This window comes from Bacillus sp. ISL-57, from assembly GCF_018613135.1.
Lineage (GTDB): Bacteria > Bacillota > Bacilli > Bacillales > DSM-1321 > Peribacillus > Peribacillus frigoritolerans.
This window is the reverse complement of the sequence record NZ_JAGGQV010000008.1, coordinates 125,648-142,711: the sequence shown is the minus strand read 5'-3', so window position 1 is coordinate 142,711 and position 17,064 is coordinate 125,648. Positions and strand designations below refer to the sequence as shown.

Here is a 17,064-nt window from a genome sequence, read left to right as displayed (position 1 = left end):
TAACATGTAGTAGGCACGTCCGAGGGGGATTGGAATGAATACATTTGCTGGAGAAATCATCACCTTATTGCTAATGGCCTTCGCTTTGGGAATGGATGCCTTTTCAGTGGGCCTTGGAATGGGAATGTTTAAGCTAAGGTTGAGGCAAATTCTGTTTATAGGTTTGACAGTAGGCATTTTTCATATTTGGATGCCCTTGCTTGGAATGGGGGCAGGCCGTTTCATTTCAGAAAAATTCGGGACCTTCGCTACATACGCCGGCGGTCTATTGTTGATCATTCTTGGTATACAGATGTTTATTCCTGGTAAAAAGGATGACGCTGGTGCCATGCAAAATAAGATGCTGGCTCCTGTCGGGAAAGGTTTAATCATTTTTGCTTTAGGGGTAAGCCTGGATAGCTTCTCGGTAGGGTTGACTCTGGGGATTTACGGTGCCAAAACGATTTTAACGGTTCTTTGTTTTGGGTTTGCCGCCACTCTATTAACGTGGGCGGGGCTTTTACTGGGTAGAAAAATGCAGGGTTTGCTTGGCGTGTATAGTGAGATTCTTGGCGGAAGCATCCTGTGTGCGTTTGGATTGAAATTATTGTTCTCTTTTTGATCCGCCTGAATTCATATCATTCCTACCTCAACTGTTCCGATTAACGGAGCGGTTTTTATTTTTTCCTCGGACACAATGACAGTGATTTTTTGACTATAATAAACGGGCGATAGTTTATAATGAATAAAAAAGGAGGCGTTAAAATGATCCGGGTATTATTTGTATGTACAGGTAACACATGCCGAAGCCCGATGGCAGAAGCGATATTGAAAAACAAGAATATTGCGGGTGTTGAAGTGAAGTCCGCAGGCGTGTATGCTTCGACAGGTCAGGATGCTTCAATGCATGCTAAAAATGTATTGGTTGAAAATGACATAGTGCATAATCATCATTCAACGCCTTTATCCGCGAAGGAAATGGAGTGGGCGACTCATGTCTTCACCATGACGGAAGGGCATAAATCGGCCATTACCCGTTCATATCCCCAAATGATCGATAAGACCTTTACTTTAAAAGAATTCATTCTCGGAGATAAATATGATAGAGATATAATGGATCCGTTCGGCGGTTCTGAAGGCATTTATCGGGAAACGTTCAGAGAGCTGCAGGAATTGATAGATGAATTAGTCAAAAGGCTTAAAAATTGAACTGGGGTACATAATGTGGACGCTGGGGTAAAAGATATTACTAAGCTTGGTATAGGATCAAGGCAGCATTGGCTGCCATTGCAGAATAAGCATCTGCTGGAGCGGAAGAAGTGACGGCTGTCACAAGCGAACAAGGGGCAGTCATGGAAAATGTCGAAAAATCGGCAATGGAACTTAAAGCGAAAGCGGAAAAGTTGAACAGGACCATTACCCGCTAGCAGGAAACCAGAGTTGGTTTCCTGCTTCTTTGCGGGGAAAAGGATGGACATCCTTTATCTTTTCATAATTTTGTGACACAATAAAATCAAATGAAAAAGCTAGAGGAGGATTATGATGAAAGTTGCGATTGCTTCGGATCATGGTGGTATACATATCCGTGAAGAAATAAAGAATTTATTGAATGAGTTACAGATTCCATTTGAGGACTTTGGCTGTGAATGCAGTACGTCGGTGGATTATCCTGATTATGCCTTGCCGGTTGCTGAAAAAGTGGCACGGGGTGAGTTCGATCGGGGCATTTTAATCTGTGGAACTGGAATCGGAATGAGCATTGCTGCCAATAAGGTCAAAGGAATACGATGTGCATTGGTTCATGATGTCTATAGTGCGAAATTGACCCGTCAGCATAATGATACCAATATGTTAGCGATGGGGGAACGTGTCATTGGCCCGGGTCTGGCCAGGGAAATTGCCCAAACGTGGCTGACTTCGGAATTTGAGGGCGGGCGCCATCAAAACAGGATTGGTAAGATTGCGGAGTACGAAGGTAAGCACAGTTAATTCTTTTGGTTTTTGGAGAGTTCCGATAGTAAGTTTTCTTATTGAAAGGATGCGTTTTCATGACAAGTGATGCTACATTTTCAAATGAGCTTGAGATATGGGAAAACCAGTTTCGGGAACTTTTATACGAGTTCCAAGAACAGACGGCTTTAAAAGAGAAACAGCTACTGGTTATCGGCTGCAGTACAAGTGAAGTGATCGGGAAAAGGATCGGTACTGAAGGGACACTCGATGTTGCTGGGATGATTTTTTCCGTAGTGAGGGATTTTCAAGGAAAAACGGGTGTTCAGGTTGCATATCAATGTTGTGAGCATCTAAACAGGGCCTTGGTTTTACAAAGGGAAACCGCGATTCGGTATGGTTATGAAGAAGTGTCGGTCGTACCTGTAAGAACAGCTGGGGGATCGATGGCGACGTACGCCTATCAGCAATGGAAAGATTCAGTCGTCGTTGAACATATCAAAGCGGATGCGGGGATAGATATTGGAGACACATTCATTGGTATGCATCTGAAGCATGTTGCGGTTCCGATTCGCTCTGCCATTAAAGAAATAGGTCATGCACATGTGACCATGGCAAAAACCCGCCCGAAACTGATTGGCGGGGAGCGTGCAGTTTATCGGGACCTCTCTGAAAACAAAAGTTGTACTTAATGGGTAAGTAAGACAGCATTTCTCGGGTGGGGAATGCTGTTTTTTAATTGAGGCGGGCAAAAATCGTAACGCTCAAGGTGAAGGATTAGAAAAAAACTTTTTGCTAATAGAATGGTGATTTCGCTCGTGTAATATAGGGTGAAAGAGCTATTTATCACAATTTCGATGTTAAATACGAACATTTTTTAATGAAAAAACATTTAATGTTCGATAAAAATAGACTATCACTTCTAAATTAGACATGTTAAAATGGAGTAGAATTTTCTAATAATTATTGATATGGCTTTTTCATGCTTTTTGAAGGCATGTTGCACATAAATACTAAAAAGCGAATCACGCACAATTTAAGGAGGAATTACGGAATGAATCGTTTAGCAAAGCAAGATGAGCAAGTGTTTAACGCAATTCAACTGGAATTAGGGCGTCAAAGAAGTAAAATTGAGCTTATTGCTTCTGAAAACTTCGTGAGTGAAGCTGTCATGGAAGCTCAAGGGTCTGTCTTGACTAATAAGTATGCAGAAGGATACCCTGGAAAACGTTACTATGGCGGATGTGAGTATGTAGACATCGTTGAAGATCTAGCGCGTGAGCGTGCGAAAGAAATTTTCGGAGGCGAGTATGTGAATGTACAGCCTCACTCTGGAGCTCAAGCCAATATGGCCGTTTACTTTACAGTGCTTCAAACTGGCGACACAGTGCTTGGGATGAACCTTTCGCATGGTGGTCACTTAACACATGGAAGTCCAGTAAACTTCAGTGGTGTTAACTACAATTTTGTTGAATATGGTGTAGACGAAAAAGATCACCGTATCGATTACAATGATGTATTGGAAAAAGCGCGTCAACACAAACCTAAATTGATCGTAGCGGGTGCAAGTGCATATCCACGGGAAATCGACTTCAAGCGATTCCGTGAAATTGCGGATGAAGTCGGGGCATATTTAATGGTCGACATGGCGCATATTGCAGGTTTAGTTGCGGCTGGATTACATCAAAGTCCAATTCCTTATGCTGACTTTGTAACGACAACTACTCATAAAACACTTCGCGGACCACGCGGCGGGATGATCATCTGTAAAGAAGAATTCGGTAAGAAGATCGATAAATCCATCTTCCCTGGAATTCAAGGCGGTCCTTTGATGCATGTTATATCAGCTAAGGCTGTTGCATTCGGCGAAGCGCTTCAAGATGATTTTAAAGTATATGCCCAACAAATCATCGACAATGCTAAACGTTTGGGTGAAGGTTTGAAGAAAGAAGGGTTCACTCTTGTTTCTGATGGAACGGACAATCACTTGATTCTTCTTGATGTGCGCTCTACAGGGTTAACGGGTAAAATCGCAGAGCATGTTTTGGATGAAATCGGTATTACCGTTAACAAAAATGCGATTCCTTATGACCCGGAAAAACCATTCGTTACCAGCGGTATACGTATTGGGACTGCGGCAGTGACATCACGTGGCTTCGGATTGGAAGACATGGATGAAATAGCTGCCATCATCGGACTAGTATTGAAAAATAATGAAGACGCAGCTAAGCTTGAAGAAGCGAAACAGCGTGTTGAATCATTAGCGAACAAATTTGAATTGTATCCTTCATTGTAATATCGGGCCGCTCCCTTTAAAGGGAGCGGTTTTTTTGCATTTATGGAAGGTCGGTGTGTTAGAAGAATCCGAATAGTGAAAATAGGTCTGACATCTAAACCTTTATTGAAGATTGAAACATTTTTCTGTAAAATAGGTTGAAGTGAATTTTAAAAGACACGAAAATTTTTCTATTCGATTAGGGAAATCATAAAAAAGCGCAAAACTAAGCAATGGAATTGGAGAGATGCCAAATGGGAAAAGTTTATGTTTTCGATCACCCGTTAATTCAGCACAAATTAGCCTATATACGTGATATAAATACAGGAACAAAAGAATTCCGTGAACTAGTGGATGAAGTTGCATCATTGATGGCATTTGAAATCACGAGGGATATGCCGCTGGAAGAAGTGGAAATCCAAACGCCTGTAAGCACAGCGAAAGTGAAAATGCTTTCTGGTAAAAAAGTGGGGATCGTCCCGATTTTACGTGCAGGCATAGGGATGGTGGACGGAATCATTAAGCTGATTCCTGCAGCAAAGGTCGGACATGTTGGACTTTACCGTGATCCTGAAACATTGAAACCGGTTGAATATTATGCGAAGATGCCAAGTGACTTGGCAGAAAGGGAATGCATTGTCGTTGACCCGATGCTAGCCACTGGCGGATCAGCCATCGAAGCGATCCATTCCATTAAAAAGCGCGGTGCAGTCAATATTAAATTCATGTGTTTGATTGCAGCTCCAGAAGGTGTAGAAGCTTTAAAAGAAGCTCATCCTGATGTTGATATCTATATTGCGGGCCTTGACGAAAAACTGAATGAACATGGTTATATCGTTCCGGGTCTTGGAGACGCAGGAGATCGTTTATTCGGCACAAAATAAGGAAAGAAACTGAGGTGTCACGAATGAACAAACCGATTAAAGTCATGACCATTTTCGGGACGAGACCAGAAGCTGTCAAAATGGCTCCCTTAGTGCTCGAATTTCAAAAACACCCAGAATATTTCAAGCCGATCGTTGCTGTTACGGCTCAGCATCGCCAAATGTTAGATCAAGTTCTTGAACTATTTTCCATAAAGCCGGACTATGACTTGGACATAATGAAGGAAAGGCAAACGCTTGCTGACATTACCACAAGGGCATTGAATGGTCTTGATTCCGTAATGAAGGAAGCTAAACCAGATATTGTTCTCGTTCATGGTGATACAACCACAACGTTTGTCGCCAGTCTGGCAGCTTTTTATAATCAAATTGTCATTGGGCATGTAGAAGCGGGGCTGCGCACATGGAATAAGTATTCCCCCTATCCGGAAGAGATGAATCGACAGCTTACCGGTACGATGGCGGATTTGCATTTTGCGCCGACTTCGAAAGCCGAGGAGAATCTTCTGAACGAAAACAAGAAGGATAATATCTTCGTGACGGGAAATACGGCAACGGATGCGTTAAAAACGACTGTAAGGTCGACATATTCCCATCCGGTTTTAAATGGACTTGGAGAAGACAGGCTCATTTTGCTTACCGCCCATCGCAGGGAAAATCTAGGGGAACCCATGAGGAATATCTTCAGGGCCGTTAAGAGAATCATTGTTGAGCATGATGATGTTCAAGTGGTATATCCTGTCCATTTAAATCCGCTTGTTCAAGAATTGGCAAACGAAGTTCTCGGGGACGATCCGCGGGTTCATTTGATCGAACCGCTGGATGTATTGGATTTCCATAACTTCGCTTCTAGAGCCTATCTGATTTTGACTGATTCTGGAGGAATCCAGGAAGAGGCACCGTCACTTGGTGTACCCGTCCTGGTTTTAAGGGATACGACCGAACGTCCTGAGGGGATTACGGCCGGAACCTTAAGATTGGCTGGTACTGATGAACAAACCATATATGATTTGGCACATGAATTGCTCACCGATCAAGAGGTGCACGAAAAAATGTCGAAAGCTTCAAATCCATATGGGGACGGAAATGCTTCGGTCCGCATAGCTGAAGCCATCCGTTACTATTTCAAGCAAGTGAATATGCCGCCAAATAGATTTGAACCATAAAAAGGGAAAAGCCATGCGCTTTTCCTTTTTTTATTTGCATACTCCAAGGTTGTTGAGAAAAGCTAACTGCTAAGGGGATGATTATGTTGGGAAAGAAAACGTTCATAGTGTTTGTTTTCCTTTTTATATTTATTTATCAAAATGAAAAGGGCTGGGCATCCGTCATTCTGCCGCCTTTACCAAAACTATCTGAATCTAAGGAAGTAACCGTTGTTGTCACGATGGATAAGGCGTTTCAACGAGAAAAGGTTGAAAAATTGCTTAAAAAATATCCATCCCTTCAGTTACGGAATGTTTATTCGGTTGCCCTGAATGGATTTTCCCTTCATGGGAAAATGAATGAGATAGAGCAACTTAAAAAGGAGAGTGAAATTCAGGCTGTAACGGAAGTATCCGTTTATCAAGCCGTGTTGGATAAAAGTGTCCCATACATAGGAGGAGACAGGGTCAGGGGTTTCTTTGATAAGGAGAATCACCGGATTACCGGGAAAGGGATAAAGGTAGGAATAATCGATACTGGCATCGATTATACACATCCAGATTTGCAACGAGCTTATAAAGGAGGTAAGGATCTGGTTGATGGTGATGCAGATCCGATGGAAACCAAAAATCAAGGCGACCTGGATACATTGCATGGCACTCATGTGGCGGGCATCATTGCAGCCAATGGAAAAATGAAAGGCGTCGCACCTGAAGCGGAGATTTATGCATATCGTGCTTTGGGGCCAGGCGGTTCCGGAGATACAGATCAAGTATTGACGGCCATTGAGTCAGCCATGAAGGATAAGGTGGATGTATTGAACCTCTCTCTAGGCAATAACGTCAATGGTCCTGATTTACCTATCTCCCTCGCGTTGAATAAGGCTGTGGAAAGCGGCATCGTTGCCGTGACATCAAACGGGAATTCCGGACCGGCTGTATGGACCGTCGGTTCACCCGGTACAGCGGAAAAAGCGATATCCGTTGGAGCTTCGACTCCGCCCTTAAGGGTGCCGTATATGATTTACGGACTTGGATCAAAAAAGCATCAATCGCATTTAACCTTGTTTCAAGGCTCTAAAAAATGGAACCTGACGTTCTCCGAGGATGTCATATATGGAGGACTGGGTAATGAAAAGGACCTGAAGAATGTTCGGGATAAGATTGTGTTGATGGAACGTGGCACACTTACCTTCCAGCAGAAAGTATCCAATGCAGAAAAGGCAGGTGCGAAGGGTGTAATTGTTTTTAATAATACGAGCGGGACCTTTACTGGAAGCTTGGAAAAAGAAATGAACATCCCAGCTGCCTCTATTAATAGAAGAGATGGATTGCAGCTCAAGCAAATCATGGAGCAAGGGCAGAGCAAAACCGTTCAATTTGTTTATAAGAACGAGCAGGATAGGCTTGCGGATTTTAGCTCCAGGGGACCGGTAACCGTATCATGGGGTATAAAACCTGACGTATTGGCACCGGGAGTGGAAATTGAAAGCACCATTCCTAAAGGATATATGTCCCTGGATGGAACAAGTATGTCCGCACCGCATGTTGCAGGAGCATGCGCCTTAATCCTGCAAAAACACCCGGAATGGACTCCTGATCAAGTGAAATCTGCATTGATGAGCACTTCCAAGCCATTGAGGAAAACAGCAAATCAATTGTATCACACATATGAACAGGGGGCTGGACGCATCCAGGTCGACGAAGCGTTAAAAGCGGACACGCTCTTGAATCCAAGCTCATTGTCCTTTGGGATGTATACAAAAAAAGAGGGAATTGAAGAGCATCATGAAACGATAATCATAGAAAATACCGGAACGGAAATGAGGAAGTACTCATTCATGGTCCCATTAAAAGAGATGGGACTAACTTGGGAATTGCCGAAATCCCTTACTTTGAAACCGAAGGAAAAGAAACGGATAAAAGTCGGATTGCAGGTCAACCCAGCCAAGCTTAAAAAGGGAGTCTTTGATGGATACCTCATTATAATGGAAGGAACCAAAAGAATATCCCTTCCTTATTTATATGTAAAAGAAGAGCCTGATTATCCAAGGATAATGGGATTTGATTTTGGCCAAGGGGACAAGGAAGGCACATATCGATACGAAATGTATCTTCCGCGCGGGGCTGAAGAATTCGGTATTGCGCTTTATGAGGAAGATAGCTTGAAATTCGCTGGATATTTGGATTGGTCCAGATCGGCTCCTTCCGGATTGATAAAAAAAGATGTATTGAAAAAGGACTTGCCGCCTAAAGGAGTGTATAAAGCGATAATCTTTGCAAGAAGGGGCGGAAGGGAAGATCGGATAGAAAAGACGTTACTTATCGAGTGAAGAGAGGACAATAAGTAAAATAAAATGGATGTCAATAGTATAAAAAAGATAATTTGTGAACAATTCGTTAATAATTACAAACCTGTGACAAATTTCACTAACCACTCATTGACAATGATTCTAGCCTATTGTATGCTAACAAAGGATGTAGAATGAGAGGGGTTTCATACGTTAATAACGTGTCAAATAGAAGTGAGTTTTGACCTTCTATTTGGACTTGTTACGGGCAAATTCTTCTAAGCTAAACAAGATACTACAATATTTCTAGGGAGATTACATGACAAAATGCTAGAATTGGAAAAAATGTTCAATAGGCAGTTAAAATACATGTTGTATTTAATGGGTATTTATCTACTTGGGGTGGTTTTCACTTCACATGATTCAGTCTTCCAAGGATTTTTGCTTGGAACTGCTTTCAGCCTATTTATATTCTGGTCAATGGTCAAAAAGAACAAGAAGTTCGCCCAAGAGGTTGCCGAAGGTAAGAAAACGCGCTCCCTTGGTAGTTTAACTAGAATGTCTGTAGCGGGTTTAGCTGCAATTATTGCATTGAGATATCCTGATGAGTTTCAGGTGGTCTGCGTGGTTGTGGGATTAATGACAGTTTACTTTGTCATTATGATAGATTATTTTATGCAAAACATACGTAGGTAGTAAAGAAGAGAGGTGAATACTGTTGAATCATGAAGCTCCTATGTGGGAATTTATGAATACCGGAATACATTTCAACTTGGCTAATGTTCTTATGATGACCATCGCAAGTCTCATTGTCTTCATTATTGCTGTAGCAGCAACTCGAAAACTTGCGATGAAGCCAACAGGTATCCAAAACTTTATCGAATGGGTTATGGATTTTGTGAAAAATATCATCAACAGCAATATGGATTGGCGTACGGGTGGTCAGTTCCTAATGTTGGGAATGACGTTAATATTGTACGTATTTGTTTCAAACATGTTAGGATTGCCGTTCTCGATTGTAATAGGACATGAACTTTGGTGGAAATCACCTACATCTGATCCGGCAATAACTTTAACTTTGGCAGTTATGGTAATGGGTTTAACTCATTATTATGGTATCAAGATGAGAGGCATGAAAAATTATGCCAAAACTTATGTTCAGCCAATGGGTTTCTTGTTTCCGTTAAAGATTATTGAGGAGTTCGCTAATACGTTAACTCTTGGATTGCGGCTTTACGGGAATATTTATGCGGGTGAGTTACTATTAACTTTACTTGCTGGACTAGGAACAAGTGGTGTTGTGGGTGCAGCCACTGCTGCATTACCGATGTTAGCTTGGGAAGGATTTAGTATCTTTGTCGGCTCCATTCAAGCTTTTATCTTTACTATGTTAACGATGGTTTATCTTTCCCATAAAGTAAGTGACGACCATTAATTATAAATATTGTTCATTTAGAACATTATATTGTTGAAAAAAATAAAACAACATTTCAAGGAGGAAATTTATCATGACAGGTTCTTTAGGTCTTATAGCTGCTGCTATCGCAGTTGGATTAGGTGCACTAGGTGCGGGTATTGGTAACGGTCTTATCGTTGGGCGTACAATTGAAGGAATGGCTCGTCAGCCAGAAGCTCGCGGTATGCTTCAAACTACAATGTTCGTTGGTATTGCATTAGTTGAGGCACTTCCAATCATCGCTGTAGTTATCGCGTTTATTGTAATGGGTAAATAAGATAACTTGAAAAAGTTCAATAATGGCGAAGATGATCCAAGGAGACCCTTCGCCATTGCTCTGTGTTAAAGTGAACATTTATGGCAGTGATACTGTCAATCGAAAATACAGAACTTCAATAGTGAATCTCATGAAGGGAGTGAACCGAGCGTGTTAACAAGCAATTTTGTTCTTGGTCAAGCAGTCCACTTTAATGGTGGGGACATCATATACCAGCTTGTAATCTTTATTATTTTGTTAGCGTTGCTTAAGAAGTTTGCATGGGGTCCGCTAATGGGCATCATGAAAGAACGTGAAGAGCATGTTGCGAATGAAATTGAAGCAGCTGAAGTTAGCAGAAAAGAAGCACTGAAATATTTAGAAGAACAGCGTGAAATCGTAAAACAATCTCGCACTGAAGCGGGACAACTTATAGAGAATGCTAAGCAACAAGGCGAAGCACAACGCGAAGATATTATTAATCAAGCGCGTGCAGAGGCTGAAAGAGTTAAAGAATCAGCAAAACGTGAAATCGTTCAAGAGAGAGAAAAAGCAGTTGCCGCCTTACGCGAGCAAGTAGCTTCATTATCTGTCATGATCGCTTCTAAGGTGATTGAGAAAGAACTTTCATCAGCTGATCAAGAAAAACTAATCAATGAATATATTCAAGAGGCAGGAGAAGGTAAATGAGCGATATAACTGTAGCAGGACGTTATGCTGTAGCTCTTTTCCAAATTGCGAAAGAGCAAAATCTCATTAACCAACTTGAAGAAGAGCTTCGCATAGTGAATGAAGTATTCACAAATGATAAAGATCTATTTGGCTTCTTGGCTCATCCTAAAATGACTAGAGATGCCAAAAATTCAATGCTTGCAAATGCATTTGCAAGTCTTTCGTCTTCCGTTCGAAACACTGTAATGTTAATGGTGGAGCGTCATCGCACAAGTGAAGTGACTGCCATGGCACAAGAGTTCATTGAACTTGCAAATGAAGAAAATTCAGTTGCGGATGCGACTGTTTATACAGTTAATCCATTAACTGAAGCTGAAGCGGAAGCTGTGTCTTCAGCTTTTGCTGCAAAGATCGGCAAACGTAATTTGCGTATCACTAATGTTACGGATAGCAATATTCTTGGCGGTATCAAACTTCAAATCGGTAACCGTATTTATGACGGAACGATACGTGGGAAGCTTGATCGCCTTAGCAAACAACTATTAGGTTAATATTCACAGATAGGGGTGAAATTCATGAGCATCAAAGCTGAAGAAATCAGTGCGCTGATTAAAAAGCAGATTGAAAACTATCAGTCGGAAATTAAAGTAAGCGATGTAGGTACAGTGATCACTGTTGGTGATGGTATCGCTCGCGTTCATGGTTTAGACAATGCAATGGCTGGGGAGCTCTTAGAATTTTCTAATGGTTCAATGGGATTGGCACAAAACCTTGAACAAAATAACGTAGGTGTTGTTATTCTTGGACCATTCAGAGATATTCAAGAAGGCAGTGAAGTACGCCGTACTGGCCGTATCATGGAAGTGCCAGTTGGAGAAGAATTAATCGGACGTGTCGTGAATCCGCTAGGACAACCATTAGATGGCCTTGGTCCGATCGCTACAACAAAAACTCGTCCAATCGAAAGCCCTGCTACAGGTGTTATGGACCGTAAATCTGTTCATGAACCATTACAAACAGGAATTAAAGCAATCGATGCGCTAGTACCTATCGGACGTGGACAACGTGAGTTAATCATCGGTGACCGTCAAACTGGTAAAACATCAGTTGCGATCGATACAATCCTTAACCAAGCTGACCAAGATATGATCTGTATCTATGTGGCTATCGGTCAAAAAGAATCAACTGTTCGTGGAACTGTTGAAACACTACGTAAAAATGGTGCATTGGATTACACAATCGTTGTATCTGCTTCAGCTTCTCAACCAGCACCACTTTTATACCTAGCGCCATATGCTGGTGTGACTATGGGTGAAGAGTTCATGTTCGCTGGCAAGCACGTTCTTGTAGTATATGATGATCTTTCTAAACAAGCATCTGCATACCGTGAACTTTCCTTGCTACTTCGCCGTCCTCCAGGTCGTGAAGCATTCCCAGGGGATGTATTCTACTTGCACTCCCGTTTACTTGAGCGTGCAGCAAAATTGAATGACACTTTAGGTGCCGGTTCAATCACTGCGCTTCCATTTGTTGAAACACAAGCAGGCGACATCTCTGCTTACATTCCAACAAACGTAATTTCCATCACTGATGGACAAATCTTCTTGCAATCCGATTTGTTCTTCTCGGGTGTACGTCCTGCGATTAACGCTGGTCTATCCGTATCCCGTGTTGGTGGATCTGCACAAATTAAAGCGATGAAGAAAGTTGCTGGTACTTTACGTCTAGACTTGGCTTCTTACCGTGAACTGGAAGCATTCTCTCAATTCGGTTCTGATCTTGATGCTGCAACTCAAGCAAAACTTAACCGTGGTGCTCGTACAGTTGAGGTTCTAAAACAAGATCTAAACAAACCGATCAAAGTTGAGAAACAAGTCATGATTTTCTATGCATTGACTAAAGGTCATTTAGATGATATTCCAGTATCGGATATCCTTCGTTTTGAAGAAGAATATTATGTGTTCCTAGATCGTTCTCATCCGGAATTATTAGATCACATTCGCACAACGAAAGGTCTTCCTGAAGATGCTGCTATCGTTGCTGCAATTAATGAGTTCAAAAAGAACTTCGTTATTTCTGAATAATAAGGTCTAACTAATTTATAAAGGGTGGTGAGAATGAATGGCCTCTTTACGCGATATTAAGTCTCGGATCACTTCAACGAAAAAGACGAGTCAAATTACAAAAGCGATGCAGATGGTATCTGCTTCTAAAATGAACCGTGCTGAAGCTAATGCTAAAGCATATGTTCCATATATGGATAAAATTCAAGAAGTAGTATCAAGTATTGCGAACGGAAGTACGGGTGCATCTCATCCAATGCTTGTCTCGCGTCCAGTGAAGAAAACCGGTTACCTGGTAATCACATCGGACCGCGGATTGGCGGGAGCATACAATAGTAGTATCCTTCGCCACGTTCATAAAACCATTCTTGAACGCCATAAATCCAATGATGAGTTCGTCATTATCGCAATCGGAAGGGTTGGCCGTGATTTCTTTGTCAGCCGTAACATGCACGTAGAGCTTGAAGTAACTGGAGTTCCTGATCAGCCTTCTTTCGCTGACATTAGCTCCCTTGCTAAATCAACAGTGAATTTGTATCTAAATGAACTGTGTGATGAGCTTTACATGTACTATAACCATTATGTCAGCCCAATCCAGCAGGATGTAACGGAAACGCAAGTCCTTCCGTTAGCTGACTTCAATACTTCCAATGCAGCAATGACTTCTTATGAATTTGAACCGAATGCAGAAGAAATTCTTGAGGTATTACTGCCTCAGTACGCAGAAAGTTTAATTTATGGTGCTTTGTTAGATGGTAAAGCAAGTGAGCACTCTGCACGTATGACTGCAATGAAAAATGCAACCGATAATGCTAAAGAATTGATTGATTCACTTTCATTGCAATATAACCGTGCACGTCAGGCCGCAATTACTCAAGAAATAACGGAAATTGTCGGCGGTGCAGCAGCTTTAGAATAAAATTATTAAAGGGACGGTCGGACCGGACGATGCTTGGCCGTTCCATAAACTAGATTGTCGTTATAAGCAACGTTAGGAGGGAAAACGATGAATATAGGACGCGTTACTCAAGTTATGGGTCCGGTTGTTGACGTGAAATTCGAAGACGGACAACTTCCTAAGATCTATAACGCGTTAAGAATCGAAAATACAGCGTCTGGTACAGGACTAACTCTTGAAGTAGCCCTTCAACTAGGTGATAATACAGTTCGTACTGTAGCAATGTCTTCCACTGATGGTTTAACCCGTGGTGCAGAGACTGTTGATACAGGAGCTCCAATTTCCGTTCCTGTAGGTGAAGTAACATTAGGCCGCGTTTTCAACGTATTAGGGGAAAACATTGACCTATTCGAACCACTTGCAGCAGAGGTGCGCCGTGATCCAATTCACAGACAAGCACCAACTTTTGAGGACTTATCAACAACAGTTGAAATTCTTGAAACTGGTATTAAAGTAGTAGATTTACTTGCTCCTTACATCAAAGGTGGTAAAATCGGTCTCTTCGGTGGAGCCGGTGTTGGTAAAACTGTACTTATCCAAGAACTTATTAATAACATCGCACAAGAGCACGGCGGTATCTCTGTATTCGCTGGTGTAGGTGAGCGTACTCGTGAAGGAAATGACCTTTTCTACGAGATGACTGATTCTGGTGTTATTAAGAAAACAGCGATGGTATTCGGACAAATGAACGAGCCACCTGGTGCACGTATGCGTGTAGCTCTAAGTGGTTTGACAATGGCTGAATATTTCCGTGATGAACAAGGACAAGACGTTCTTTTCTTCATCGATAACATCTTCCGTTTCACACAAGCAGGTTCTGAGGTTTCTGCCCTTCTAGGCCGTATGCCTTCAGCGGTAGGTTACCAACCAACCCTTGCTACAGAAATGGGTCAATTGCAAGAACGTATTACATCTACCAATAAAGGTTCTGTTACATCCATTCAAGCGATCTATGTACCTGCCGATGACTATACGGATCCGGCTCCAGCTACAACTTTCGCCCACTTGGATGCAACAACTAACCTTGAGCGTAAACTTTCTGAAATGGGTATTTACCCTGCAGTTGATCCATTGGCTTCTTCTTCTCGTGCCCTTAGCCCAGAAGTCGTTGGAGCTGAGCACTATAATGTGGCTCGCCAAGTTCAATCAACTTTACAGAAATATAAAGAACTTCAAGATATTATTGCGATCTTGGGTATGGACGAATTAAGCGAAGACGAAAAAGTAATCGTTGCCCGTGCTCGTAGAATTCAAAACTTCTTGTCACAAAACTTCCACGTGGCTGAACAATTTACTGGTCAAAAAGGATCTTATGTACCGGTTAAAGAAACAGTCCAAGGATTCAAAGATATCCTAGCTGGAAAATATGACGAACTTCCTGAAGATGCTTTCCGTCTAGTTGGCCGCATCGAAGAAGTTGTTGCTAAAGCAAAAGAAATGGCTTAATTAAAGGGACCTAGGAGGGAATGAAATGAAGACCATTAAAGTCAATGTTGTTACTCCCGATGGCCCAGTATATGATGCAGAAGTTGAAATGGTAAGCACTAAAGCTAAAAGCGGTGAGCTTGGAATCATGGCTGGACACGTTCCAACTGTAGCTCCTCTTACCATCGGTGCTGTCCGTCTTAAAAATGGAAGCAACACAGACTATGTAGCTGTAAATGGTGGCTTCTTGGAAGTTCGCCCTGATGTGGTAACCATTTTGGCTCAATCTGCTGAAAGAGCTGAAACTATCGATCTTGCACGTGCTCAAGCAGCAAAAGCCCGTGCTGAACAAAGATTGCAGAACAATGATGGATCAAATGATGCTAAAAGAGCTGATTTAGCGCTTAAACGTGCAATCAACCGAATCCAAATTGCAGAAATGCGATAACTTTAATTGATTAAAACACCTGATCAAACCATTCGTGGTGAGACCAGGTGTTTTTTTATCCTGAAGGTTTTTGAGGATTATTGACATGGAATATCGGAATTAGGAAAAAAATGTCGAATTATAAAGTAAAGTATTTTCCATTTTAAACCTTTACTCGTCGACATGTTTTTATCCTAATGATATAATGTATACGCTTACATTTATTGCTTCATACCCCCTCCTATCACGTTGCTTCTAAAAGAATGTTACCCTGCATAATATTTATAACGTATCCAAAATGAAGACAAGCAAACTTAAATTGTAGCCATTTAACATGATATATCCATAAAGGGAGATGAACATGGGACAGCTGCATATTTACCAAAATAATTATTTAATTGTATTTGTTTTCCTTTGTCTCGGTATTTTATTACCTGTGATCGCTTTATTTCTTGGTAGACTGCTAAGGCCTTATAAACCGACAGATATGAAGTATACGACTTATGAAAGCGGAATCGAACCTTTTCAGGATTCAAGGGTCCAATTCAATGTCAGGTATTATCTATTTGGATTGATGTTCGTCATATTTGATGTAGAAACGGTTTTTCTTTACCCATGGGCGGTTGCCTATGATGAACTCGGACTGTTTGCATTGATTGAAATGCTGTTTTTTGTCGTGATCCTTATGCTAGGGCTAATCTATGCTTGGAAAAAGAAGGTGTTAAAGTGGAATTGAAGTTGGATGAACTTACCCCTAAAGAAATGGAAGAAATGCGCCACAGTATTTTCTTATCCACACTTGAACAAATAAAAGGCTGGGCAAGAAGTAACTCACTCTGGCCAATGACTTTCGGTTTGGCATGTTGTGCAATTGAAATGATGGGTGTCGGCTCCTCTCATTATGATTTGGACCGATTTGGTTCTTTTTTTCGAACATCCCCCAGACAATCGGATGTCATGATTGTTTCAGGAACGGTAACGAAAAAAATGGCTCCAATAATAAGTAGATTATACGAACAAATGCCAGAACCGAAATGGGTTATTGCAATGGGCTCCTGTGCAACTGCTGGCGGGCCTTATGTCCACTCTTACTCAGTGGTCAAAGGAGTAGATCAAATTGTACCTGTCGATGTTTATATACCGGGTTGTCCCCCAAATCCAGCTGCACTTATTTACGGGATCAATAAATTAAAAGAAAAAATCCGTTATGAGGCTAAAACCGGAAAGCGGGTGATATAGATGAGTGAAAAGGAAGACTTAGAGAAGCAAAAGGCGGCGGCAGC

General features: G+C 41.7%; 19 protein-coding genes. All 19 read left to right on the top strand.

What is annotated here, in order from left to right:
* Positions 1-34: 34 nt before the first annotated feature.
* The 19 genes from J7I90_RS13820 (at position 35) to J7I90_RS13730 (ending at position 17,020) form a co-directional block, all read left to right on the top strand.
* Entirely contained in the window at positions 35-601 is a 567-nt protein-coding gene (locus J7I90_RS13820; protein WP_214772365.1) for a manganese efflux pump MntP, read from the top strand.
* A gap of 143 nt (positions 602-744) precedes the next feature.
* Positions 745-1,188 carry a low molecular weight protein arginine phosphatase gene (locus J7I90_RS13815; protein ID WP_214772363.1) on the top strand — a complete coding sequence of 148 codons (444 nt, stop codon included), beginning with the start codon at positions 745-747 and terminating at the stop codon, positions 1,186-1,188.
* 333 nt (positions 1,189-1,521) lie between these two features.
* The gene (rpiB, locus tag J7I90_RS13810; protein ID WP_034315832.1) at positions 1,522-1,968 is read left to right on the top strand and encodes a ribose 5-phosphate isomerase B; all 447 of its coding nucleotides are present in this window, start codon (positions 1,522-1,524) and stop codon (positions 1,966-1,968) included.
* 59 nt (positions 1,969-2,027) lie between these two features.
* Complete coding sequence (locus tag J7I90_RS13805) at positions 2,028-2,621, top strand: TIGR01440 family protein (protein ID WP_214772361.1); 594 nt, start codon at positions 2,028-2,030, stop codon at positions 2,619-2,621.
* Positions 2,622-2,983: 362 nt separating this feature from the next.
* A complete protein-coding gene (locus J7I90_RS13800; protein WP_053536892.1) occupies positions 2,984-4,225 on the top strand; it encodes a serine hydroxymethyltransferase in 1,242 nt (413 codons plus the stop codon).
* 233 nt (positions 4,226-4,458) lie between these two features.
* The gene (gene upp / locus J7I90_RS13795; RefSeq protein WP_034315825.1) at positions 4,459-5,088 is read left to right on the top strand and encodes a uracil phosphoribosyltransferase; all 630 of its coding nucleotides are present in this window, start codon (positions 4,459-4,461) and stop codon (positions 5,086-5,088) included.
* Positions 5,089-5,111: 23 nt separating this feature from the next.
* Positions 5,112-6,254 (top strand): non-hydrolyzing UDP-N-acetylglucosamine 2-epimerase, encoded by a 1,143-nt coding sequence (gene wecB, locus J7I90_RS13790; RefSeq protein ID WP_214772359.1) that lies wholly within the window; start codon positions 5,112-5,114, stop codon positions 6,252-6,254.
* An 86-nt stretch (positions 6,255-6,340) separates the two neighbouring features.
* Positions 6,341-8,566 carry a S8 family serine peptidase gene (locus J7I90_RS13785; RefSeq protein ID WP_285289430.1) on the top strand — a complete coding sequence of 742 codons (2,226 nt, stop codon included), beginning with the start codon at positions 6,341-6,343 and terminating at the stop codon, positions 8,564-8,566.
* Between the two features lie 285 nt (positions 8,567-8,851).
* Positions 8,852-9,220: an ATP synthase subunit I gene (locus J7I90_RS13780; protein ID WP_214772357.1), complete on the top strand. Its 369-nt coding sequence runs from the start codon at positions 8,852-8,854 to the stop codon at positions 9,218-9,220.
* Positions 9,221-9,242: 22 nt separating this feature from the next.
* On the top strand, positions 9,243-9,959 hold the full coding sequence (gene atpB, locus J7I90_RS13775) for a F0F1 ATP synthase subunit A (protein WP_034315819.1): 717 nt from the start codon (positions 9,243-9,245) through the stop codon (positions 9,957-9,959).
* A 73-nt stretch (positions 9,960-10,032) separates the two neighbouring features.
* Positions 10,033-10,257, top strand: coding sequence for a F0F1 ATP synthase subunit C (gene atpE, locus J7I90_RS13770; RefSeq protein WP_034315818.1), 225 nt, complete (start codon positions 10,033-10,035; stop codon positions 10,255-10,257).
* A 150-nt stretch (positions 10,258-10,407) separates the two neighbouring features.
* On the top strand, positions 10,408-10,926 hold the full coding sequence (gene atpF / locus J7I90_RS13765) for a F0F1 ATP synthase subunit B (RefSeq protein ID WP_057278186.1): 519 nt from the start codon (positions 10,408-10,410) through the stop codon (positions 10,924-10,926).
* Positions 10,923-11,459: a F0F1 ATP synthase subunit delta gene (locus J7I90_RS13760; protein ID WP_214772355.1), complete on the top strand. Its 537-nt coding sequence runs from the start codon at positions 10,923-10,925 to the stop codon at positions 11,457-11,459. Before atpF ends, J7I90_RS13760 begins: the two co-directional genes overlap by 4 nt.
* A gap of 24 nt (positions 11,460-11,483) precedes the next feature.
* Entirely contained in the window at positions 11,484-12,992 is a 1,509-nt protein-coding gene (atpA, locus tag J7I90_RS13755; protein WP_034315812.1) for a F0F1 ATP synthase subunit alpha, read from the top strand.
* Between the two features lie 37 nt (positions 12,993-13,029).
* Positions 13,030-13,890, top strand: a complete 861-nt coding sequence (locus J7I90_RS13750; protein ID WP_034315808.1) for a F0F1 ATP synthase subunit gamma — start codon at positions 13,030-13,032, stop codon at positions 13,888-13,890.
* 87 nt (positions 13,891-13,977) lie between these two features.
* Positions 13,978-15,375 carry a F0F1 ATP synthase subunit beta gene (gene atpD, locus J7I90_RS13745; protein WP_214772353.1) on the top strand — a complete coding sequence of 466 codons (1,398 nt, stop codon included), beginning with the start codon at positions 13,978-13,980 and terminating at the stop codon, positions 15,373-15,375.
* A gap of 25 nt (positions 15,376-15,400) precedes the next feature.
* Positions 15,401-15,802: a F0F1 ATP synthase subunit epsilon gene (locus J7I90_RS13740; RefSeq protein WP_034315803.1), complete on the top strand. Its 402-nt coding sequence runs from the start codon at positions 15,401-15,403 to the stop codon at positions 15,800-15,802.
* A 340-nt stretch (positions 15,803-16,142) separates the two neighbouring features.
* Positions 16,143-16,517: an NADH-quinone oxidoreductase subunit A gene (locus J7I90_RS13735; RefSeq protein WP_057278185.1), complete on the top strand. Its 375-nt coding sequence runs from the start codon at positions 16,143-16,145 to the stop codon at positions 16,515-16,517.
* Between the two features lie 26 nt (positions 16,518-16,543).
* The gene (locus J7I90_RS13730) at positions 16,544-17,020 is read left to right on the top strand and encodes a NuoB/complex I 20 kDa subunit family protein (protein ID WP_170946902.1); all 477 of its coding nucleotides are present in this window, start codon (positions 16,544-16,546) and stop codon (positions 17,018-17,020) included.
* Positions 17,021-17,064: the final 44 nt, after the last annotated feature.